General features: G+C 71.7%; 20 protein-coding genes. 18 read left to right on the top strand and 2 right to left on the bottom strand.

Going from position 1 to position 16778, the window contains the following annotated elements; genetic code table 11:
* The first annotated feature begins 37 nt into the window (after window positions 1-37).
* From rsmD to ACWEGE_RS04610, 14 genes are all read left to right on the top strand, one after another.
* Window positions 38-598 carry a 16S rRNA (guanine(966)-N(2))-methyltransferase RsmD gene (rsmD, locus tag ACWEGE_RS04675; RefSeq protein WP_449659041.1) on the top strand — a complete coding sequence of 187 codons (561 nt, stop codon included), beginning with the start codon at window positions 38-40 and terminating at the stop codon, window positions 596-598.
* Window positions 599-641: 43 nt separating this feature from the next.
* A complete protein-coding gene (gene coaD / locus ACWEGE_RS04670) occupies window positions 642-1127 on the top strand; it encodes a pantetheine-phosphate adenylyltransferase (protein WP_449659040.1) in 486 nt (161 codons plus the stop codon).
* Window positions 1128-1255: 128 nt separating this feature from the next.
* Entirely contained in the window at window positions 1256-1957 is a 702-nt protein-coding gene (locus tag ACWEGE_RS04665; RefSeq protein ID WP_449659039.1) for a ribonuclease domain-containing protein, read from the top strand.
* 63 nt (window positions 1958-2020) lie between these two features.
* Complete coding sequence (locus ACWEGE_RS04660) at window positions 2021-2524, top strand: SigE family RNA polymerase sigma factor (protein ID WP_449659038.1); 504 nt, start codon at window positions 2021-2023, stop codon at window positions 2522-2524.
* On the top strand, window positions 2521-3216 hold the full coding sequence (locus ACWEGE_RS04655; RefSeq protein ID WP_449659037.1) for a hypothetical protein: 696 nt from the start codon (window positions 2521-2523) through the stop codon (window positions 3214-3216). Before ACWEGE_RS04660 ends, ACWEGE_RS04655 begins: the two co-directional genes overlap by 4 nt.
* 114 nt (window positions 3217-3330) lie before the next feature.
* Window positions 3331-4059, top strand: coding sequence for a DivIVA domain-containing protein (locus ACWEGE_RS04650; RefSeq protein ID WP_449659036.1), 729 nt, complete (start codon window positions 3331-3333; stop codon window positions 4057-4059).
* Window positions 4060-4666: 607 nt separating this feature from the next.
* A complete protein-coding gene (locus ACWEGE_RS04645) occupies window positions 4667-5254 on the top strand; it encodes a YceD family protein (protein WP_449659035.1) in 588 nt (195 codons plus the stop codon).
* Between the two features lie 83 nt (window positions 5255-5337).
* Window positions 5338-5520: a 50S ribosomal protein L32 gene (gene rpmF, locus ACWEGE_RS04640; RefSeq protein ID WP_003090635.1), complete on the top strand. Its 183-nt coding sequence runs from the start codon at window positions 5338-5340 to the stop codon at window positions 5518-5520.
* Between the two features lie 13 nt (window positions 5521-5533).
* Window positions 5534-6283 (top strand): ribonuclease III, encoded by a 750-nt coding sequence (rnc, locus tag ACWEGE_RS04635; protein WP_449659034.1) that lies wholly within the window; start codon window positions 5534-5536, stop codon window positions 6281-6283.
* Window positions 6284-6370: 87 nt separating this feature from the next.
* A complete protein-coding gene (locus ACWEGE_RS04630) occupies window positions 6371-7726 on the top strand; it encodes a polysaccharide lyase 6 family protein (protein WP_449659033.1) in 1356 nt (451 codons plus the stop codon).
* Window positions 7727-7770: 44 nt separating this feature from the next.
* Window positions 7771-8631, top strand: a complete 861-nt coding sequence (gene mutM / locus ACWEGE_RS04625) for a bifunctional DNA-formamidopyrimidine glycosylase/DNA-(apurinic or apyrimidinic site) lyase (protein ID WP_449659032.1) — start codon at window positions 7771-7773, stop codon at window positions 8629-8631.
* 55 nt (window positions 8632-8686) lie between these two features.
* On the top strand, window positions 8687-9121 hold the full coding sequence (locus ACWEGE_RS04620; protein WP_013223693.1) for a helix-turn-helix domain-containing protein: 435 nt from the start codon (window positions 8687-8689) through the stop codon (window positions 9119-9121).
* A gap of 594 nt (window positions 9122-9715) precedes the next feature.
* The gene (locus ACWEGE_RS04615; protein WP_449659031.1) at window positions 9716-10282 is read left to right on the top strand and encodes a hypothetical protein; all 567 of its coding nucleotides are present in this window, start codon (window positions 9716-9718) and stop codon (window positions 10280-10282) included.
* Window positions 10279-11463: an MAB_1171c family putative transporter gene (locus ACWEGE_RS04610; protein ID WP_449659030.1), complete on the top strand. Its 1185-nt coding sequence runs from the start codon at window positions 10279-10281 to the stop codon at window positions 11461-11463. Before ACWEGE_RS04615 ends, ACWEGE_RS04610 begins: the two co-directional genes overlap by 4 nt.
* A gap of 190 nt (window positions 11464-11653) precedes the next feature.
* On the opposite strand, the gene ACWEGE_RS04605 is transcribed toward ACWEGE_RS04610, so the two are convergent.
* Window positions 11654-12556, bottom strand: coding sequence for an SMP-30/gluconolactonase/LRE family protein (locus tag ACWEGE_RS04605; RefSeq protein ID WP_449659029.1), 903 nt, complete (start codon window positions 12554-12556; stop codon window positions 11654-11656).
* A 61-nt stretch (window positions 12557-12617) separates the two neighbouring features.
* Here ACWEGE_RS04605 and ACWEGE_RS04600 point away from each other — a divergent pair, with 61 nt between their 5' ends.
* The 4 genes from ACWEGE_RS04600 (at window position 12618) to ACWEGE_RS04585 (ending at window position 15742) form a co-directional block, all read left to right on the top strand.
* Entirely contained in the window at window positions 12618-13064 is a 447-nt protein-coding gene (locus ACWEGE_RS04600; protein WP_449659028.1) for an Lrp/AsnC family transcriptional regulator, read from the top strand.
* 86 nt (window positions 13065-13150) lie between these two features.
* A complete protein-coding gene (locus ACWEGE_RS04595; protein ID WP_003090651.1) occupies window positions 13151-13474 on the top strand; it encodes a PadR family transcriptional regulator in 324 nt (107 codons plus the stop codon).
* Window positions 13471-14700, top strand: a complete 1230-nt coding sequence (locus tag ACWEGE_RS04590) for a DUF1700 domain-containing protein (protein WP_449659027.1) — start codon at window positions 13471-13473, stop codon at window positions 14698-14700. Before ACWEGE_RS04595 ends, ACWEGE_RS04590 begins: the two co-directional genes overlap by 4 nt.
* Before the next feature lie 76 nt (window positions 14701-14776).
* Window positions 14777-15742: an alpha/beta fold hydrolase gene (locus ACWEGE_RS04585; protein ID WP_449659026.1), complete on the top strand. Its 966-nt coding sequence runs from the start codon at window positions 14777-14779 to the stop codon at window positions 15740-15742.
* Window positions 15743-16084: 342 nt separating this feature from the next.
* On the opposite strand, the gene ACWEGE_RS04580 is transcribed toward ACWEGE_RS04585, so the two are convergent.
* The gene (locus ACWEGE_RS04580) at window positions 16085-16609 is read right to left on the bottom strand and encodes a general stress protein (RefSeq protein ID WP_449659025.1); all 525 of its coding nucleotides are present in this window, start codon (window positions 16607-16609) and stop codon (window positions 16085-16087) included.
* Window positions 16610-16778 lie beyond the last annotated feature (169 nt).

The raw sequence follows: 16778 nt of genomic DNA, 5'->3' as shown, positions 1-16778 counted from the left end.
GTCATCCGCGCCGCGTGCCGTCCCCCACAATCGGGGGGTGACCAGGATCGTGGCCGGGACGGCGGGCGGACGGCGGCTCAAGGTGCCGCCGAAGGGCACCCGGCCGACGTCGGAACGCGTGCGGGAAGCCCTGTTCAACGCCCTGGAGACGGCGGGCGAGCTGGACGGCGCCCGGGTCCTCGACCTCTACGCCGGCTCCGGCGCGCTCGGCCTCGAAGCCCTCTCCCGCGGCGCGGCGGACGCGCTGTTCGTCGAGTCCGACCGGCGGGCGGTGGACGTCCTGCGCGGCAACGTCGCCGCGCTGGGCCTGGGCGGCACGGTCCGGGCCGGGCAGGTCGAGGCGGTGGTCGCGGCGCCCGCCCCCGCCGCGTTCGACCTCGTGCTCGCCGACCCGCCGTACGCCGTGGACGCGGCCGCGCTCGGGGCCGTGCTGGCGGCGCTGGCCGCGGGTGGCTGGCTGGGGCCCTCGGCACTGGTCGTGGTCGAGCGCGCCGCCCGCGACGGCGAGCCGGACTGGCCGCCGGGCTTCGAGCCGGCGCGCACGAAGAAGTACGGCGACACGGCCGTCTTCTGGGCGGAGTACACGGCTGTGGCGTGAACCACGCGGCGGAGACCGGGGCGGGCACGGTAGCGTCCGCGCCATGCGGCGTGCGGTCTGTCCCGGTTCCTACGACCCGGCCACCAACGGGCACCTCGACATCATCGAGCGGGCGAGCCGCCTGTTCGACGAGATCGTCGTCCTGGTCGGGGTGAACAAGAACAAGAAGGGCGTCTTCGACATCGAGGAGCGCCTGGAGATCCTGCGCGAGATCACCGTGGAGCTGCCGAACGTCCGCGTCGACTCGTGGGAGGGCCTGCTCGTCGACTACTGCCGCGAGAACGGCATCGCGGCGGTCGCCAAGGGCCTGCGCTCGGTCAGCGACTTCGACTACGAGCTGCAGATGGCGCAGATGAACCGCGAGCTCACCGGCGTCGAGACGCTGCTGATGGCGAACAACCCGGCGTACGGCTTCGTGTCCAGCTCGCTGGTCAAGGAGGTCGCGGCGCTCGGCGGCGACATCGAGCGGTTCGTGCCGGCGACCGTCTACGAGCGGCTTTCGGAGAAGTTCCCGAAGCTCGGGGGCTGATCCCACACCGGACTCCCTGTCCGGTTCCCGTCGTTCGGCCCCCTCCGTTCGTCGGGACTTCGGCCCGGTGGACCGCGAGTTCACGTCGGCGTCTCCTGACGATCATCCAATCGGGTTACGGTCCGAAAATGACCAACTACCGATCACGCCTGGTCGCGGTCCTTTTCGCGCTCGTGGCCACGCTCTTCGCCGGGGTCACCGCCGCCGCGGCCGATTCCCCGGCCACCCCCGCCCTCGTCGCGCAGAACGCCTGCGGGAACCTGTCCGGCTTCTCGCACACGACGCTCTCGGCGCTGCCGCCGGAAGCGACGACGACGTACCACCTGATCCAGACGAACGGGCCGTTCCCGTACCCGAAGAACGACGGCGTCGTCTTCGACAACCGCGAAGGCGTCCTCCCGGCCTGCGCCTCGGGCTACTACCACGAGTACACGGTGCCGACGCCGGGTTCGAGCACCCGCGGCACGCGCCGGATCGTGACCGGCGGCGCCGGCGAGTACTTCTACACCGGCGACCACTACGCCACCTTCAAGGTCATCGACATCGGCGGCGGGACCACGCACGCCTGCGGCGACCTCTCGGGCCTGGCGAAGATCGGCTACTCGCAGCTGTCGGCGGCGGCGAAGACCGTCGTGGACAACGTCCGCAACGGCACCTCGGCCGGGACCACCTACGAGAACCGCGAGGGCGTGCTCCCGGCCTGCGCTTCGGGCTACTACAAGCTCTTCGCCGTCGGCACGAACGACCGGGTGATCTCCGGCAAGGCGGGCGAGCTGGCCTACACGCCCGACCGCTACGCCACGTTCAAGCGGATCGACCCGAATTCCTGACCCGTGCAACGCGCCGCGCCCCCTCGTCCGTGAGGTACACCGGGAACCGGACGAGGAGGCGCGATGCGGGCTGCGGACGACGCGGACTTCCGGGAGTTCGCCCGTGCGCGTGCCGGCGCGCTGAGACGGACGGCGTACCTGCTGTGCGGTGACTGGCACCTCGCGGAGGATCTGGTCCAGAACGCCCTGTTCAAGCTGTACCGGGTGTGGCCGAAGATCACCCGGCGCGGACCGGTCGACAACTACGCCCGGCAGGTCTTGCTGCGGTGCTGGCTCGACGAGTCCCGGCGGCCGTGGCGGCGTCGCGAACGCCGTGACGGCGTGGTGCCGGACGAGCCCTCGCCCGCACCCGAGACCGGGATTTCCGGCCCGCTCCTGCGTGCCCTCGCCGAGGTGCCGCCGAAACAACGCGCCGCGGTCGTCCTCCGCTACTGCGCCGACCTCCCGGCGGCGGAGGTCGCCCAGGTGCTGCGCTGCTCGGAGGGGACCGTCCGCAGCCAGGCCGCTCGCGGGCTCGAGACCCTCCGGGGCGTGCTCGAGCACAGCGCGGAGAGGAGCACGTGGTGACCGGACTCGAAACCCGGCTGCGTGAGCTGGACCTGGCGGAGCCGCCGCTCGGCTTCGACACCGACGAGGTCGCCGACCGGGCGGCGCGGCACACCCGGTGGCGCCGGGCGGGGATCGCCGTTCCGGCGGTGCTGGCCTTCGCGGCCTTCGCGTGGTTCATGCCCAAGGTGTCCTCGGTGCCGCCGGCCGCTCGGCCGTCCCCGCCGCCGCTCGCCGAGCAGGCGCGGATCCGGCAGGCCCTCACCGACGCCGTGACCGCGGTGCTCCCCGGCCTGCGGAGGCTGTCGGTCGGCACGTCCCCGGCCGACGCCATCGGTCCCGGCCGGATGGCGGTGACCGCCGCCTTCGCCGACGCGTCCGGGCGGCCGGGGGACTTCCAGCTGACGGTGTACGGCAGGCAGGTGCCGGACGACCGCGTCCCGATCGCCCGGTCCTGCCCGGAACCGGGGACGTCCGCGCTGGCCTGCGAGCGGATCCCGCAGCCCGGCGGCGCCGTGCTGGTGGTGTCCGAAACCGGCTTCGTGAGTGCTGGGGGATTCACGAAGCTGCGTGGCTTCGTCGGGGTCCTCCGCCGGGCCGACGGCTCGACGGTGACCCTCGTCGACGCGGCCGACGACGCCGCCGACTCGGTGCAGCTGACCAAGCAGCAACTGACGCGGGTGATCACCGATCCGGCGTTCGTGCTGCCGTGAGGGGGAGCCGGCACCGGGCGTGGTCCTGGGGGACACGCCCGGTGCCGGTGGCGTTCACCGCTTCCGCGCCGGATGCGGGCAGACTGGACGCAGCGACAGGGGATTGGAGTTGCCGTGTACCGGGTTTTCGAGGCGCTCGACGAGCTCGTCACCATCGTCGAGGAGGCGCGCGGCGTCCCGATGACGTCCAGCTGCGTGGTGCCCCGCGGCGACGTGCTCGAGCTCCTCGACGACGTCCGCGACGCCCTCCCCGCCGAGGTCGACGACGCCCAGGACGTCCTCGACAAGCGCGACGACCTGATCCACGCGGCCCGCAAGGAGGCGGGCGAGACGGTGGCGGGCGCGAACGCCGAGGCTGAGCGCACGATCGCCGACGCGACGGACGAGGCGGAGCGCATCCTCGCCGACGCCCGTGCCCGCGCGGAGCAGATGCTGGCGGACGCCCACGACCAGGCCGACCGCACGGTGGCGGCGGGCCAGGCGGAGTACCAGAACCTCACGGACCGCTCCCGCGCGGAGTCCGAGCGCATGATCCAGGCGGGCCGCGACGCGTACGACCGCGCGATCGAGGACGGCCGGGCCGAGCAGGCCCGCTTGGTGGCCCAGACCGAGGTGGTCCAGGCGGCCCACGCGGAGTCGGCCAGGATCGTCGACGAGGCGCACGCGGAGGCGGATCGCCAGCGCGCGGACTGCGACGCGTACGTGGACGGGAAGCTGGCGGAGTTCTCGGAGCTGCTGGCGACGACGTTGCGGACGGTCGATTCGGGGCGCAACCACCTGCGATCGCCGGCCAACCTGCCCGGTTCGAGTGGGCGGTCGACGCTTTACGACTACCAGGTGTGATGAGCTTCTCAGCTTTTTGAGCGGGTTCCGGGTGGTTGCTCGGCCGAGTCCTAGGTGGGTGGGCTCGGTTTTCGGGTGGTCCACAGGCCTGGCAAAGTCGATTGCTGCCGCGGGGAGCGGGGTCTGCTGATCGGGCTTCGCCCGGAGTTGCCACTGGTCTGGGCGTGGTGCCCCCCACCCCGAAGTCTGATTGTCACTACGGCCGGTGGTACCGGGTCAAGGCGGGAAAGCGTGCCTTGACCCGGCACCACCGGCCGTGTGGGGGCTTCGGATCGGGGTGGGGGGAGGTGTGGGCGGGGTGCGGGGCTGGTGTCCGTGTGCCGTTCGGTCCGGTGGGCAGCTGAACAGGGCACTCCGGCTTTGCCGGAGCCCCCGCCCCGCAGGCTCCGCACCGCTCTCGCCTCGGCGGCTCCGCCGCCCGCCGACTCGCAGCCCCGTGGAATCCGCCACTGCGGCCGGCGCCGCCCCGCGGCTGCTCGGCCCCGCCGCCCGCCGCCCGCCGCCCCGCGCCCGCCGCCCCGCCGCCCGCCGCCCCGCGGCTCCGCCCCAGCCCCGCGTGACCTGCCCAGCTCAAAAGGGGTGGCGACCAGTGCGTACCCTGGACTGGATGTCCGAGAACAAGACCCCCCAGCTCGACGACCGCAGCCCGTGGGTGATCGACACCCGTGAGCTCGGCCGTCACGCCGGCCTCAGCCGCGCCGTCAAGCGCAGCGTGCCGGTGGAGACGCCGCTCGGCGTCCCCGATGTCATCACCATCGAAGCCGGCTCCGAGCTGGAACTCGACCTGCTGCTCGAGTCCGTCGTCGAAGGCGTCCTTGTCAGCGGTACCGCACGGGCCACCGCGAAGGGCACCTGCGCCCGCTGCCTCGACCCGCTGACCGAAGAGGTCGAGGTCGAGGTCCAGGAGCTGTTCGCCTATCCGGGGTCGGCCACCGAGGAGACCACCGAAGAGGACGAGATCCCCCGGCTGGTCGACGACCGGATCGACCTCGAACCCATCGTCCGCGACGCCGTCGTGCTGGCCCTGCCGCTGGCTCCGCTGTGCACCGAGGACTGCGCCGGGCTCTGCACGGACTGCGGTGTCAAGTGGGCCGATCTCGAGCCCGGACACGGGCATGAGAAGATAGACCCTCGGTGGGCCGCACTCGTCGAGCGCTTCGACGAGAACGCGGGCGAAAAGCCTGGGCCCAGCTGAGCAAGCCTGACGAGCGTCCAGCTCGTTCCGGAGGAAAGTTCGCTCGCACGACCGCGAGCAGACCGTCATAAGGAGATCTACTCGTGGCCGTCCCGAAGCGGAAGATGTCGCGATCCAACACGCGCTCGCGCCGCAGCCAGTGGAAGGCGGCTCCGGTGCAGCTGGTGCCCTGCTCCAACCGCGCCTGCAAGCAGCCGAAGCTCCAGCACGTCGCGTGCCCGTCGTGCGGCCAGCACAACGGCCGCCAGGTCGTCGAGCCCGCCTGATCGGGTAGCCGATATGGGGGGCAAGACGCCCGGGGGACCCGCTGCCGATCCGGCGCCGTTGCTCGAAGCGCTCGGGGTCACCCTCGACCCCGAGCTGCTCCGGCTTTCGCTGACCCACCGTTCGTACGCGTACGAAAACGGGGGTCTGCCGCCGAACGAGCGGCTGGAGTTCCTCGGTGATGCCGTGCTCAGCGTCGTCGTCACCGATCACCTGTACAACACACACCCCGACCTGCCCGAAGGTCAGCTCGCGAAGCTCCGCGCCAGCGTCGTCAACATGCACGCGCTGGCGCGGGTGGCACGCGGGCTCGGCGAGGGCGGTCTCGGGGCACACCTGCTGCTGGGCAAGGGCGAAGAGCTCACCGGCGGCCGGGACAAGGCGAGCATCCTCGCCGACGGCCTGGAAGCGGTCATCGGTGCCGCGTACCTCGAACACGGCATCGAGATCGCGCGCAAGCTCGTCCACCACCTCTTCGACGGCTTGCTCGCCGAAGCGCCGCTGCGCGGGGCCGGGCTCGACTGGAAGACGAGCCTGCAGGAGCTGACCGCGTCGGCCGGGCTCGGCGTGCCCGAGTACAAGGTCGAGGACACCGGGCCGGACCACCGCAAGGAGTTCACGGCCACGGTGCTGGTCGCCGGCCGTCCCCTCGGCCACGGCACCGGGTCGACGAAGAAGGAAGCCGAGCAGAAGGCCGCCGAGACGGCCTGGCGTTCGCTGTCCGCGGAACTCGAGGCGCAGAAGAAGGCCGAGCCGGAGTCCTGATCAGCGGGAACCCCCGTTGACGCTTTGCCGGACCGCTCAGTAGCGTGTGGACATCCGCCGCCCGGTGCTCACTGAGAGGTTTGGCGGATGCGTCTGTTCTTCGTACCCTTGATCGCCGCGGCGCTCGTCGTCGTGCCCGGCCCGGCGGCGTCGGCCGCGCAGGTCCGCGTCACCTCACTGGCGGCGCTGCAGTCCGCGATGGACAAGGCGAACGCCGGTGACACGATCGTCCTGGCCGATGGCTCGTACTCCGCGGGGTCGACGTTGTCGATCAAGCGGTCCGGCACCGGTTCGGCGCCGGTGACGATCGCGGCCGAGCACACCGGCAAGGCGACGATCACCGGCTCGAAGACGTTCTCCTTCGCCGGCGGTGTCCACAACGTCGTGCTGCAGGGCTTCAAGTTCCGGGGTTCCGCGGCCCTGAGCGTTCCGGCCGGTGCGTCGCACAACCGCTTGTCCCGCAACGACTTCCAGCTCAGCGGTGACGGCAACTGGGTGTCGGTCAACGGCGACGACACCGAGGTCGACCACAACGTCTTCCAGAACCGCACCAGCCAGGGCGTGTTCCTGCAGATCCTCGGGCCGTCGGACGCGATGGCGCAGAACGTCCACGTGCACCACAACTACTTCTACAACCACCAGTTCTCCGGCTCGAACGGCGGCGAGTCGATCCGGCTCGGGCTGAGCAACCACCAGTCCTACTCCGCGCACGCGGTCGTCGAGAACAACCTCTTCGAAAAGGCCGACGGCGACATCGAGGCGATCTCGGTCAAGTCGTCGGACAACGTCGTCCGCTACAACACGATCCGCGACAGCAAGGGCTACATCGTGCTGCGCCACGGCAACCGCAGCACCGTCGAGGGCAACGTGCTGTTCGACTCCGGCATCCGGTTCCACGGCAACGACCACCGGATCGTGAACAACTACGTCGCCAACTCCGGCGGGCGGGCGATCGTGTTCGGCTCGGGCGACGAGGCCGACAGCGGCCCGACGAGCAAGCTCCACGACCGCCCGGACCGCGACACCGTCGCCTACAACACGGTGATCGGGTCGAGCAGCGTCATCGACGGCGACGGCGGGAACTTCAAGCCGAAGGACTGCGTGGTCGCGGACAACATCGTCAAGGGGACGTCGGGCACGCTGGTGACGCTGCCGAGCGGGTCGACGGTCAAGTACGAGGGCAACATCACCTTCGGCGCCGCGGCGGGGATGCCGTCGCGGAACGTCGACCCGAAGCTGGTCAAGGACGCCGCCGGGCTCTACCGGCTGGCTTCGGGAAGCCCGGCGATCGACGCCGGCACCGGGTCGTACCCGTACGCGGCGAAGGACTTCGACCTCCAGACCCGCGCGGGCACCTACGACGTCGGCGCCGACGAGTACTTCGCCTCGGGCACGACCCGGGTCCCGCTCGCGAAGGCCGACGTCGGACCGACCGCGCCGTAGGTGCCTTTTCGAAAACTGTCGTACCCGCCGGGCACAATGGCCGTATGCCCGAACTACCCGAGGTCGAAGTCGTCCGCCTGGGCCTGCAGGCGCACGTCGCGGGGCGGACCATCCGCGAGGCGGAGGTCCTGCACCCGCGCGCCATCCGCCGGCACGCCCTGGGCGCGGAGGACTTCGCGCGGCGGCTCGCCGGCACCCGCGTCGAGGCGGCGCGGCGCCGGGGCAAGTACCTGTGGCTGGAGCTGTCCGACAAGGAGGCGCTGCTGGCCCACCTGGGGATGAGCGGGCAGATGCTGGTCCAGCCGGAGGACGCGCCGGACGAGAAGCACCTGCGGGTGCGCCTGCGCTTCGACGACGACGGGCCGGAGCTGCGGTTCGTCGACCAGCGGACGTTCGGCGGCCTGGCGCTCGACGACCTGAACGACGTCCTGCTCCCGGACACGATCGCCCACATCGCCCGCGACCCGATGGACCCGGAGTTCGACCTGGACGCGGCGGTGCGCGCGCTGCGGTCGCGGCGCACCGAGGTCAAGCGGGCGCTGCTCGACCAGACGCTGGTGTCGGGCATCGGCAACATCTACGCGGACGAAGCGTTGTGGCGCGCTCGCCTGCACTGGGCCCGGCCGACCGAAAAGCTCACCCTCGCGAAGGGCCGCGAGCTGCTCTCGGCGGCGTCGGACGTGATGAACGCGGCGCTGGGCGCGGGCGGCACGTCGTTCGATGCGCTGTATGTGAACGTCAACGGGCAGTCGGGGTACTTCGACCGGTCGCTGGACGCGTATGGCCAGGAGGGGATGCCGTGCCACCGCTGCGGCACGGCGATCCGGCGGGAGCCGTTCATGAACCGCTCGTCGTTCTCGTGCCCGCGCTGCCAGCCGCGGCCGAGGGCGAACTCGGGTAGATAAAGGGGGTTCACCTTTCAGCTAGGATGAATGCGCCTGGTAGCTGAGGGAGTGCATCGTGGTCAAGGAGCCCGGAAAGTCGACGCTGGCCGACAAGATCGACCGGCTGTTCCACGTGGTCCGCAGGCCCGATCGGGAGCCGTACAGCAACGAAGAGGTCGCGAAGGCCTGCCGCGAGGCGACCGGCGAGAGCTTTTCGACGACGTACTTGTGGCAGCTGCGCACGGGCCGCCGCGACAACCCGACCAAGCGCCACCTCGAGGCCTTGGCCCAGTTCTTCGGCGTCCCCCCGGCGTACTTCTTCGACGACGAGCAGAGCCGGAAGATCGCGGAGGAGCTGGCCCTGCTGGGCGCCCTGCGCGACGCGGGAGTTCGCGACCTGGCGCTGCGAGCGGTGACGCTGTCGTCGGACGGCCTGGACACGATCAGCGACATGATCGACGCGATCGCCCGGAGGGAGGCCGGCCGCGGCGGCCCGAAGAAGGAGAGCTGAGCGTGGCCTTCCCGCGCCGAGGGCCGGGCCGGCCGGATGTGGCGGGGGAACTGCTTTGCCGGTGCGGGGCCGGGCGTGCTTGGTGCCGTGCCTTGCTGCCGGGGGTGGTGCGGGGAGGGCGTGCTTGTGTGGCACCGCGTCTTGCTGCTGCGGGGCGGTGCGGGCCGGGAGTGCTTGCTTGGCGCCGCGTCTCGCAGCCGTGGGGCGGCGAGCTTGCGGCCTGCCGTTGCGAGTTGCCTGCGGGTTTCGGATCGCCCCGCTCGCGCGGGCTTGCGCGCTACCGGCGCGAAGTGCCGTTGCGGGTTCGGGGTTGCGCGCTACCGGCGCGGGAGCCGCCGGTGCGGGTGCGATTGGTGGGCATCAAGCCTGGAAGCTGCGCCCGGCCGTCGCGAGCAGCCGGCGGGGGTCGCGGTGCGCGTCACCTCCGTGGGCCGGCCCGGGAGCGTGGGCGGTATCGTCGCTCCGGCCGCCGAGCCGTCCGCGGGAACCTCTTCCGGCGTCCGCGCGTCGGATTTTCCCCGGCCGCGCAACCACCGGCGCTCTGCCGCGTTGATCCGGCTGGGACCGTCCGCGGCGTGGTGAAGGAGGGCTGAGGTGGCGCGACCATCGTGGCGGCGGCGACCCGCCCGCTCGCTGTGGCAGCGGGCCCGTCAGGTCGCCGATGGCGTCAGCCTGCCCGAACCCTTCGAGGCCGGCGCCTTCGTCGCGGGCCTGGCCGCCGAGCGCGGGCGGCCCATCGAGCTGATGCCGGTCAGTGCGCCCGAAGGTGCGCCGTGCGGGTTGCTGATGAGCACCGAACGCGCCGACTACATCCTCTACCCGACCAACACGACCGCCCTGCACCGGCGGCACATCGTGCTGCACGAGGTCGGGCACCTGCTGTGCGGCCACGTCGGCTCCGACAGCCACGCCGCGGGTGCCGACGGGGTGGCCATCGATGCCGCGGCCGGGCGGCAGCTCATGCCGAACCTCTCGCCCGAGCTCGTCCGGCGGGTGCTCGGGCGCACCACCTACTCGGAGGTCGAGGAGCGCGAAGCCGAGCTCGTCGCGAGCCTGCTCGCCCAGCGCGTCGCCCGGCCCGCCCAGGCCCGCGAGCCCGCGCCCGGTGTCCCGGAAGGCGTGCGGCGCTTCGATTCCCTGTTCGGCCGCCGCGCGCCGTGATCGAAACCCTCGCCTACTACCTCTGTGCGGTGGGCTTCGCCGGGTTCGGGTACAAGCTCATCGAGGCGCGCCGCAGCCAGCCGGCGCGCACGATGTGGTTCCTCGCCGGCTTCGGCATCTGCATCGCCACCGGCATCCTCGTGCTGACGCCCGCGATGTCGGCCCTCGCCGGCCCGGGCCCGGTGGCCGAGTGGGTCCTGAACCTGGCCGGTGACGAGCTGAAGCTGGGCGCGATCGGCTTCGCGGTGGCCTTCACGCAGTCGGTGTGGCGCGGCGAAGGCGCGCGGCTCGCGCCGCACGCCCTGTTCACCGGAGCGACGATGGTGCTGCTCGCGGTGTGCTTCGCGCTTTCCGAACCGCGGCGCGTGGGCGACGACACGGTCTTCTCGGACGCCGCCCTGCCGTTCGCCTTGGCCGACAAGGTGGTGTTCCTGCTGTACAGCCTGGTCAGCCTCGGCCTGCTGTTCGCGGTGTTCGCCCGCAGCGCGTGGCACGCCGAGCCGGGCCCGCTGCGCGCCGGGCTGTGGCTGCTGGCTGTCGGCGTCGGCTCGGCGGCCGCGTGGACGTTCTGGGACGTCGACGACGTCGTCCGGCTGGCCCGGACGGCCCGGATCGGCGCCCGCGAGGACCTGCCGTCCTCGATCCTCGCGGCCGTGACGATCGTTTGCGTGGCGGCCGGGGCGACGCTCAGCGCGTGGTCGCCGGCGGTGTCGTCGGTGGTCGGCCGGGTGCGCGCGTACCGGGCGTACCGCCGCATCGAGCCGCTGTGGACGGCGCTGCGCACGGCGGTCCCGGGCATCGCCCTCGACCCGGGGCGCGAACTCGCGGGAGGCGCGGAGTTCGCGTTGTACCGCAGGGTGATCGAAATCCGCGACGGCCACCTGGCGCTGCGCCCCCACTTCGATCCGGACCTCCCGGCCCGCGCGGAAGCGGCGGCGCGCCGGGCGGGCGTCCGCGAGGCGGAGGTGGCAGCAACGGTGGAAGCGGTGACCCTGGCGGCGGCGATCGAGGCGGGCCGCGCCGGACGCCGCTTCGACCGCGAACCCGACCACCCGCCGGACCCGGCCCCGGAGGCGGAGGCGGACGTGGCGGCCGAGGCGGCCTGGCTGGTCCAGGTGAGCCGAGCCTGGCGCCACCGCAACGCAGTGGCGGAACGAGTGGAGACGGCCACACCCGGCTAGCGCGGGCTTGCGCGGTCGGCGGTCCTGCTCCAGCTGCAGTGTTTGGTCCGCGTGGGGCTTGCGGCTGGCCGGTGGCGGTTTGCGCGGCCTCCCGCGGCGGCGATCGGCTCGCGTGGGGCTTGCGGCCGCCCTGGTTTCCGCTGCCGCGATCTGCCCGTGCCGTCGCCGCAGCGGAATCCGCGCGTGCTTCTCAGCGTGGGTAGCGGGCCCCGTTCACCGTCACCCTCAGCGTGTACACCGAACTCGAGGCCGTGATGAACAGCTCGTTGCCCCTCGCGCCGCCGAACGTGAAGTTCGAGCACACCTCCGGGATGCGCAGCTTGCCGATCCGCGTCCCGTCCTCGGCGAAGCAGTGCAGACCGTCGTGCGCCGCGGCCCAGACCTGGCCTTCGCTGTCCACGCGGACTCCGTCGAAGCCGCCGCTGTCGCTCGTCGCGAAGATCTCGCCGCCGGTCAGCCTGCCCTCCGGGCCGACCTCGAACACCCTGAGGTGGCTCGGGTCCTGGCGCGTGTCCGCGATGTACAACCGCGACTCGTCCGCCGAAAACGCCAGGCCGTTCGGCCGGCTGAAGTCGTCCGCCACGATCGTCACCGCACCGTCCGGCGCTGCCCGGTACACGTGGCACGCGCCGATCTCGCTCTCCGCCCGGTACCCCTCGTAGTCACTGTCGATGCCGTAACTCGGGTCGGTGAACCAGATTGACCCGTCCGAGTGCTCGACCACGTCGTTCGGGCTGTTCAGCCGCTTCCCCCGGTACTCCGACGCCAGCACCGTGATCGAGCCGTCGTGCTCGGTGCGCGTCACGCGGCGAAGGCCCTGCTCGCAGCTGATCAGCCGTCCGTGGCGGTCGACAGTGTGCCCGTTCGAGTAATTGGACGGCTGACGGAAGACGCCGACCCGGCCCGTCGTCTCGTCCCAGCGCAGCGTGCGGTCGTTGGGGATGTCGCTGAACACCAGGTAGCGCCCGGCCGGGAAGTACGCCGGCCCCTCCGTCCAGCGGCAGCCCGTGTGCAGGCGCTGCGTCCACTCGTCGCCGTTGACGCGGGCGAACCGCTCGTCCAGCAGCTGGAAGTCCGTCTTGATCAAGTCCATCGACCGCTCCTCATGAGATTCTGCAAAAAGCATGGATCACCGAACCTGATACGGTCAAGCCGTGGACGAAGTAGATCGCATACTGCTCAAGGAACTTCAGCGCGATGCGACGCAGGCCTACGCCGCCTTGGGCAAAGCCGTCGGGCTCTCCGCGGGCGCGGCCCACGAGCGGGTGCGCAAGCTGCGGGACCAGGACGTCATCCGGCGGACCACCGTGGACGTCGACCCGGCTGCCGTCGGCCGCGGCGTCGCGGCCTTCGTGCTCGTCGAAGCGAACGCCTGGATGGGCGACCGCCCCGTCCGCGAAGCGCTCGAAGCGCTGCCCGAAGTCGTGGAGGCGCACGTCATCGCCGGCCCGGCGTCGCTGCTGGTCAAGGTGCGCACGGCGACGACCGAAGACCTCCAGGCCTCGCTGCGCCGGCTCTTCGCGATCGACGGCGTCACCGGCACGCAGACGATCGTGGTCCTCGAATCCTTCTTCGAGCGGCCGGTCGACACCCGGGGCTGACCGGCGGCGTCGCGCCATTGGGCCTCCGCCGTGCACACTACTGTGCAATGCGTGGTACCTTTCCAAGCGTAAGACTGGAGGGTGCAGTGGAGATCAGTCAGCTGCTCAAGGGCGTGCTCGATCTCGCCGTCCTCGCGGTGCTCCGCGAAGAAGACGGCTACGGGTACGACGTACTGAGAAGACTCCGGGCCGCCGGCCTGGACGAGGTGGGGGACGCGTCGGTGTACGGAACTCTGCGGCGCCTGTACAAGGCCGGATTGCTGACCTCGTACGTGGTTCCCAGTGAAGAGGGACCCCACCGCAAGTACTACAGCCTGAACGAGCCGGGCCGGGCGCGGCTGGCGGAGTCGGGCAAGACGTGGCAGAGCTTCGCATCGACGATGAACGCGCTTTTGGGAGAGGCAGCATGAGCGACAAGCCGACCGCCGTGCGGGTGTATCTGGCGCGGGTCCGGACCGCGCTCGCCGACCTGCCCGCGAGCGAGATCGAAGAAATCCTCGAAGACGTCCGCCCGCACCTGGCGGAGCTGGAGGCCGAGCTGGGGGAGGGCGCCCGCGTCGAGACCCTCATCGAACGGCTCGGAACCCCCGAGAGCTACGCCGCCGAGCTGCGCGCGGCCGGCGGGTACCCGGCGCCGGGGGAGGGCACCACGCAGGTGCTCGCGACGGCCGCGCCCAGCCTGGTGAAGCCGCGGATCGCGTTGTGGGGCCTGGTGTTCTGCGCGCTGGGGCTCGCCCTGCTCGCGTTCGGCGCCACCGTCTCCCTCAGCCCCGACGCCTTCATCGGCCTCCTGCTGTTCGCGCCGGTGTTCGTCGTCAGCCTCGTGCTGCTGCTGCGTGGCGGGGTCGAGCCGGTGCTGGCCCTGCCGGAGGTGGTGTGGCTGCGCGACACCATGGCCAAGGGGCGCGAGCAGGAGGACACCGGCAAGTTCCTGCGCTTCGCCGGTTCGCTCAAGCCGGCGTGGTGGGTGCTGTGTGCCGTCGCGCTGATCGCGTTCGGGCTGCTGTTCATGCTGCGGCACCGGAGTGGCGTGCTGCTGCTGCCGTTCCTGATCCTCGCGGCCGTCGCGGCGCTGTGGGTGGGGCCGCGGGTGCGGACCGACCGGCGGCTGCTGTGGGTGGCCGTGCCGATCTCGGCGTTCGTCATCGGCGGCGCGCTGGGCGGCTTCGGTGCCGCGGTCGACCTCTTCGGCCGCAGCTCCTACTCGAGCCCGTCGTCGTACTACCCGTCTTCGGCGGACCACTACGGCACCGACCAGCTGTTCTACGGCGGGCGCGAGGTCGAGAACGTCTACGCCTTCGACGCCGAGGGCAGGCCGCTGACGGAGGTCTACCTCTACGACGAAGAGGGCAGGCCGCTCACGCTGACCCGCTACGGCTGCGAGCGCTCGAGCGGCAGCCGCCAGAAGATCGGTTCGGACAACCGGTTCCCCCGCCCGAAGATCGAGCAGGGCGTGGTCGACGACCAGGGCAACTACAACGGCTACAACGGCTACCGCGGCGCCTGCCGGGAGCTCGGGGGCGTGCCGTTCAGCGCCGCGATCCCGAAGGTGACCGTGCCGGCCACGACGACCACGCCGTCGCCGACGCCGTCACCATCGGCGTCACCGACGCCATCGCCGACGCCGACCAGGTAGGGCCGTTCCGGGCGCGTTCACCCGTTCCGAACGCGCCCGAAACGCCGCGCGAACGTGAGCGTGCTGAGCTGGGCGGGTGACGCCACCGACGGACAGGTTCGCCCCGCGCACCCGGGTCGTCCACGGGTACGAGCGCGCCTACCGGATGGCCGGGCGCGGGCCGGTGCTGCTCTTCCTGCACGGCATCGGCGACGACTCGTCGACGTGGCTGGACCTGCTGGCGTCGCTGGCCGACGACTTCACGGTCATCGCGCCCGACCTGCTCGGCCACGGCTTTTCGGCGAAACCGCGCGCGGACTACTCGGTCGCCGCCTACGCGTGCGGCATGCGCGACCTGCTGACCACCCTCGACGTCGACCGGGTGACGGTGGTCGGGCACTCGCTCGGCGGCGGGGTCGCGATGCAGTTCGCCTACCAGTTCCCGGAGCGCTGCGAACGCCTGGTCCTGGTGGGTTCGGGCGGGGTCGGCGCGAGCGTCCACCCGCTGCTGCGGCTGGCGGCGGCGCCGGGGGCGGGGCTGCTGCTGCCGTTGCTGGGGACCCCGCCCGCGGTGGCGGCGCTGCGCGGGTTCGCCGGCCTGCTGCGGGTTTTCGACGACGCGGACCTCGACTACGTGCTGACCCGGTACGCGCGGCTGCTCGAGCCGGACACGCGGTCGGCGTTCCTGCGGACGCTGCGCTCGGTCGTCGACTGGCGCGGCCAGGTGGTCAACATGCTGGACCGGTGCTACCTGACCGAGGGGATCCCGACGCTGCTGGTGTGGGGCACGGAGGACCGCGTGGTGCCGAGCGGCCACGCGCTGCGCGCGCACCGGGCGATGCCGGGCAGCAGGCTGGTCCTCTTCGAGGGGGTGGGCCACTTCCCGCACCGGTCGGATCCGGAGCGGTTCCTCGAGATCCTGCGGGAGTTCCTGGCCGAGACGCCGCCGGCGCGGTACGACCGCGCGGGCTGGGGGAAGCTGCTCCGCACGGGCCGGCCGCAGCAGCAGCCACTGGACCTGGCGGAGATCCCGGACGCGCCAACGGTGTCCTCGGGCACCTGAGCAGCCCCCGTTTCCACGCTACCGGCGGGCACCGACGGTTCCGGGGCGCCGGCCGGGCTGGTGGGGACAACCGGGGCCTCGGCTCGGCGTTGTGGACAACTCGGGCCGTGCGTGGCGAGCCCGCCCGGACCTGTCGGCCCCTCCCGGTAGCGTGGAAACCGGGGGCTGCTCGGACACGGCGAAGGCCGCCTCCCGCAGGAGACGGCCTTCGCGAGCTACCGGATGAGTGGCCGGGCGACCTACCGGGTCAGTGACCGGGCGACCTACCGGGTCACTGACCGAAAGCGCTGCCGGTTCAGAGACCGGACGTGCTGCCCGTTCAGTGACCGAAGCGCTGCCCGATCAGTGGCCGAACGCGCTGCGCGCCGCAAGGTCGGCCAGGAGCGCGCGGCCCTTCTCCGCGTTCCGCGGCTGGGACAGCACGTCGTACCGCCGGGCCACCAGCTGGCTCTGCGAGATGAACCCGCGCTTGTTGCGGTTCACCGCGTAGCCCAGCGCGCCGAACAGCAGGTTGAACCCGAGACCGGCGACGAGGCCGATCACGATCGGGACCAGGCCCGCGCCCGGGTTGAGCAGGCTGAGCATCAGGCCGAGGAACAACCCGAACAGCGCACCGGACGTGGCCGCGCTGCTCAGCACCCGGCCCCAGGACATCTTGCCCGCCACCCGCTCGACGAGCATCGGTTCCACGCCCACGATCGTGACGTCGGTGACGGGGAAGTCCGCGCCCGCGAGGTGGTCGACCGCCCGCTGTGCCTGCTCGTAGGACTCGTACGAACCGATCGGCCAGCCGGTGGGCAGGGTCGGGAGCTGGGGCCGGGCCTGCTGCTGTCCGATCGTGGTCTGCTGCGTGAATGCTGTGGTCATCGATCTCACCTCTCTTGCCCCGTTCAACGTGCGAGCCCCCGGTTTTCCTCCCGGAGCGCCGGATTCACAGACTCTTCTCAGCCGGGCAACCCGGACAAACCGGCCGCCGACTCAATGGTTCAAAAAGATACCTTTTCTCGGGTTGACCACGCCCACCCGACCGGGTAGG

Source organism: Amycolatopsis sp. NPDC004747 (assembly GCF_053601335.1).
Note: the sequence above shows the minus strand (reverse complement) of the source record. Positions and strands in the feature narration are given on the sequence as shown.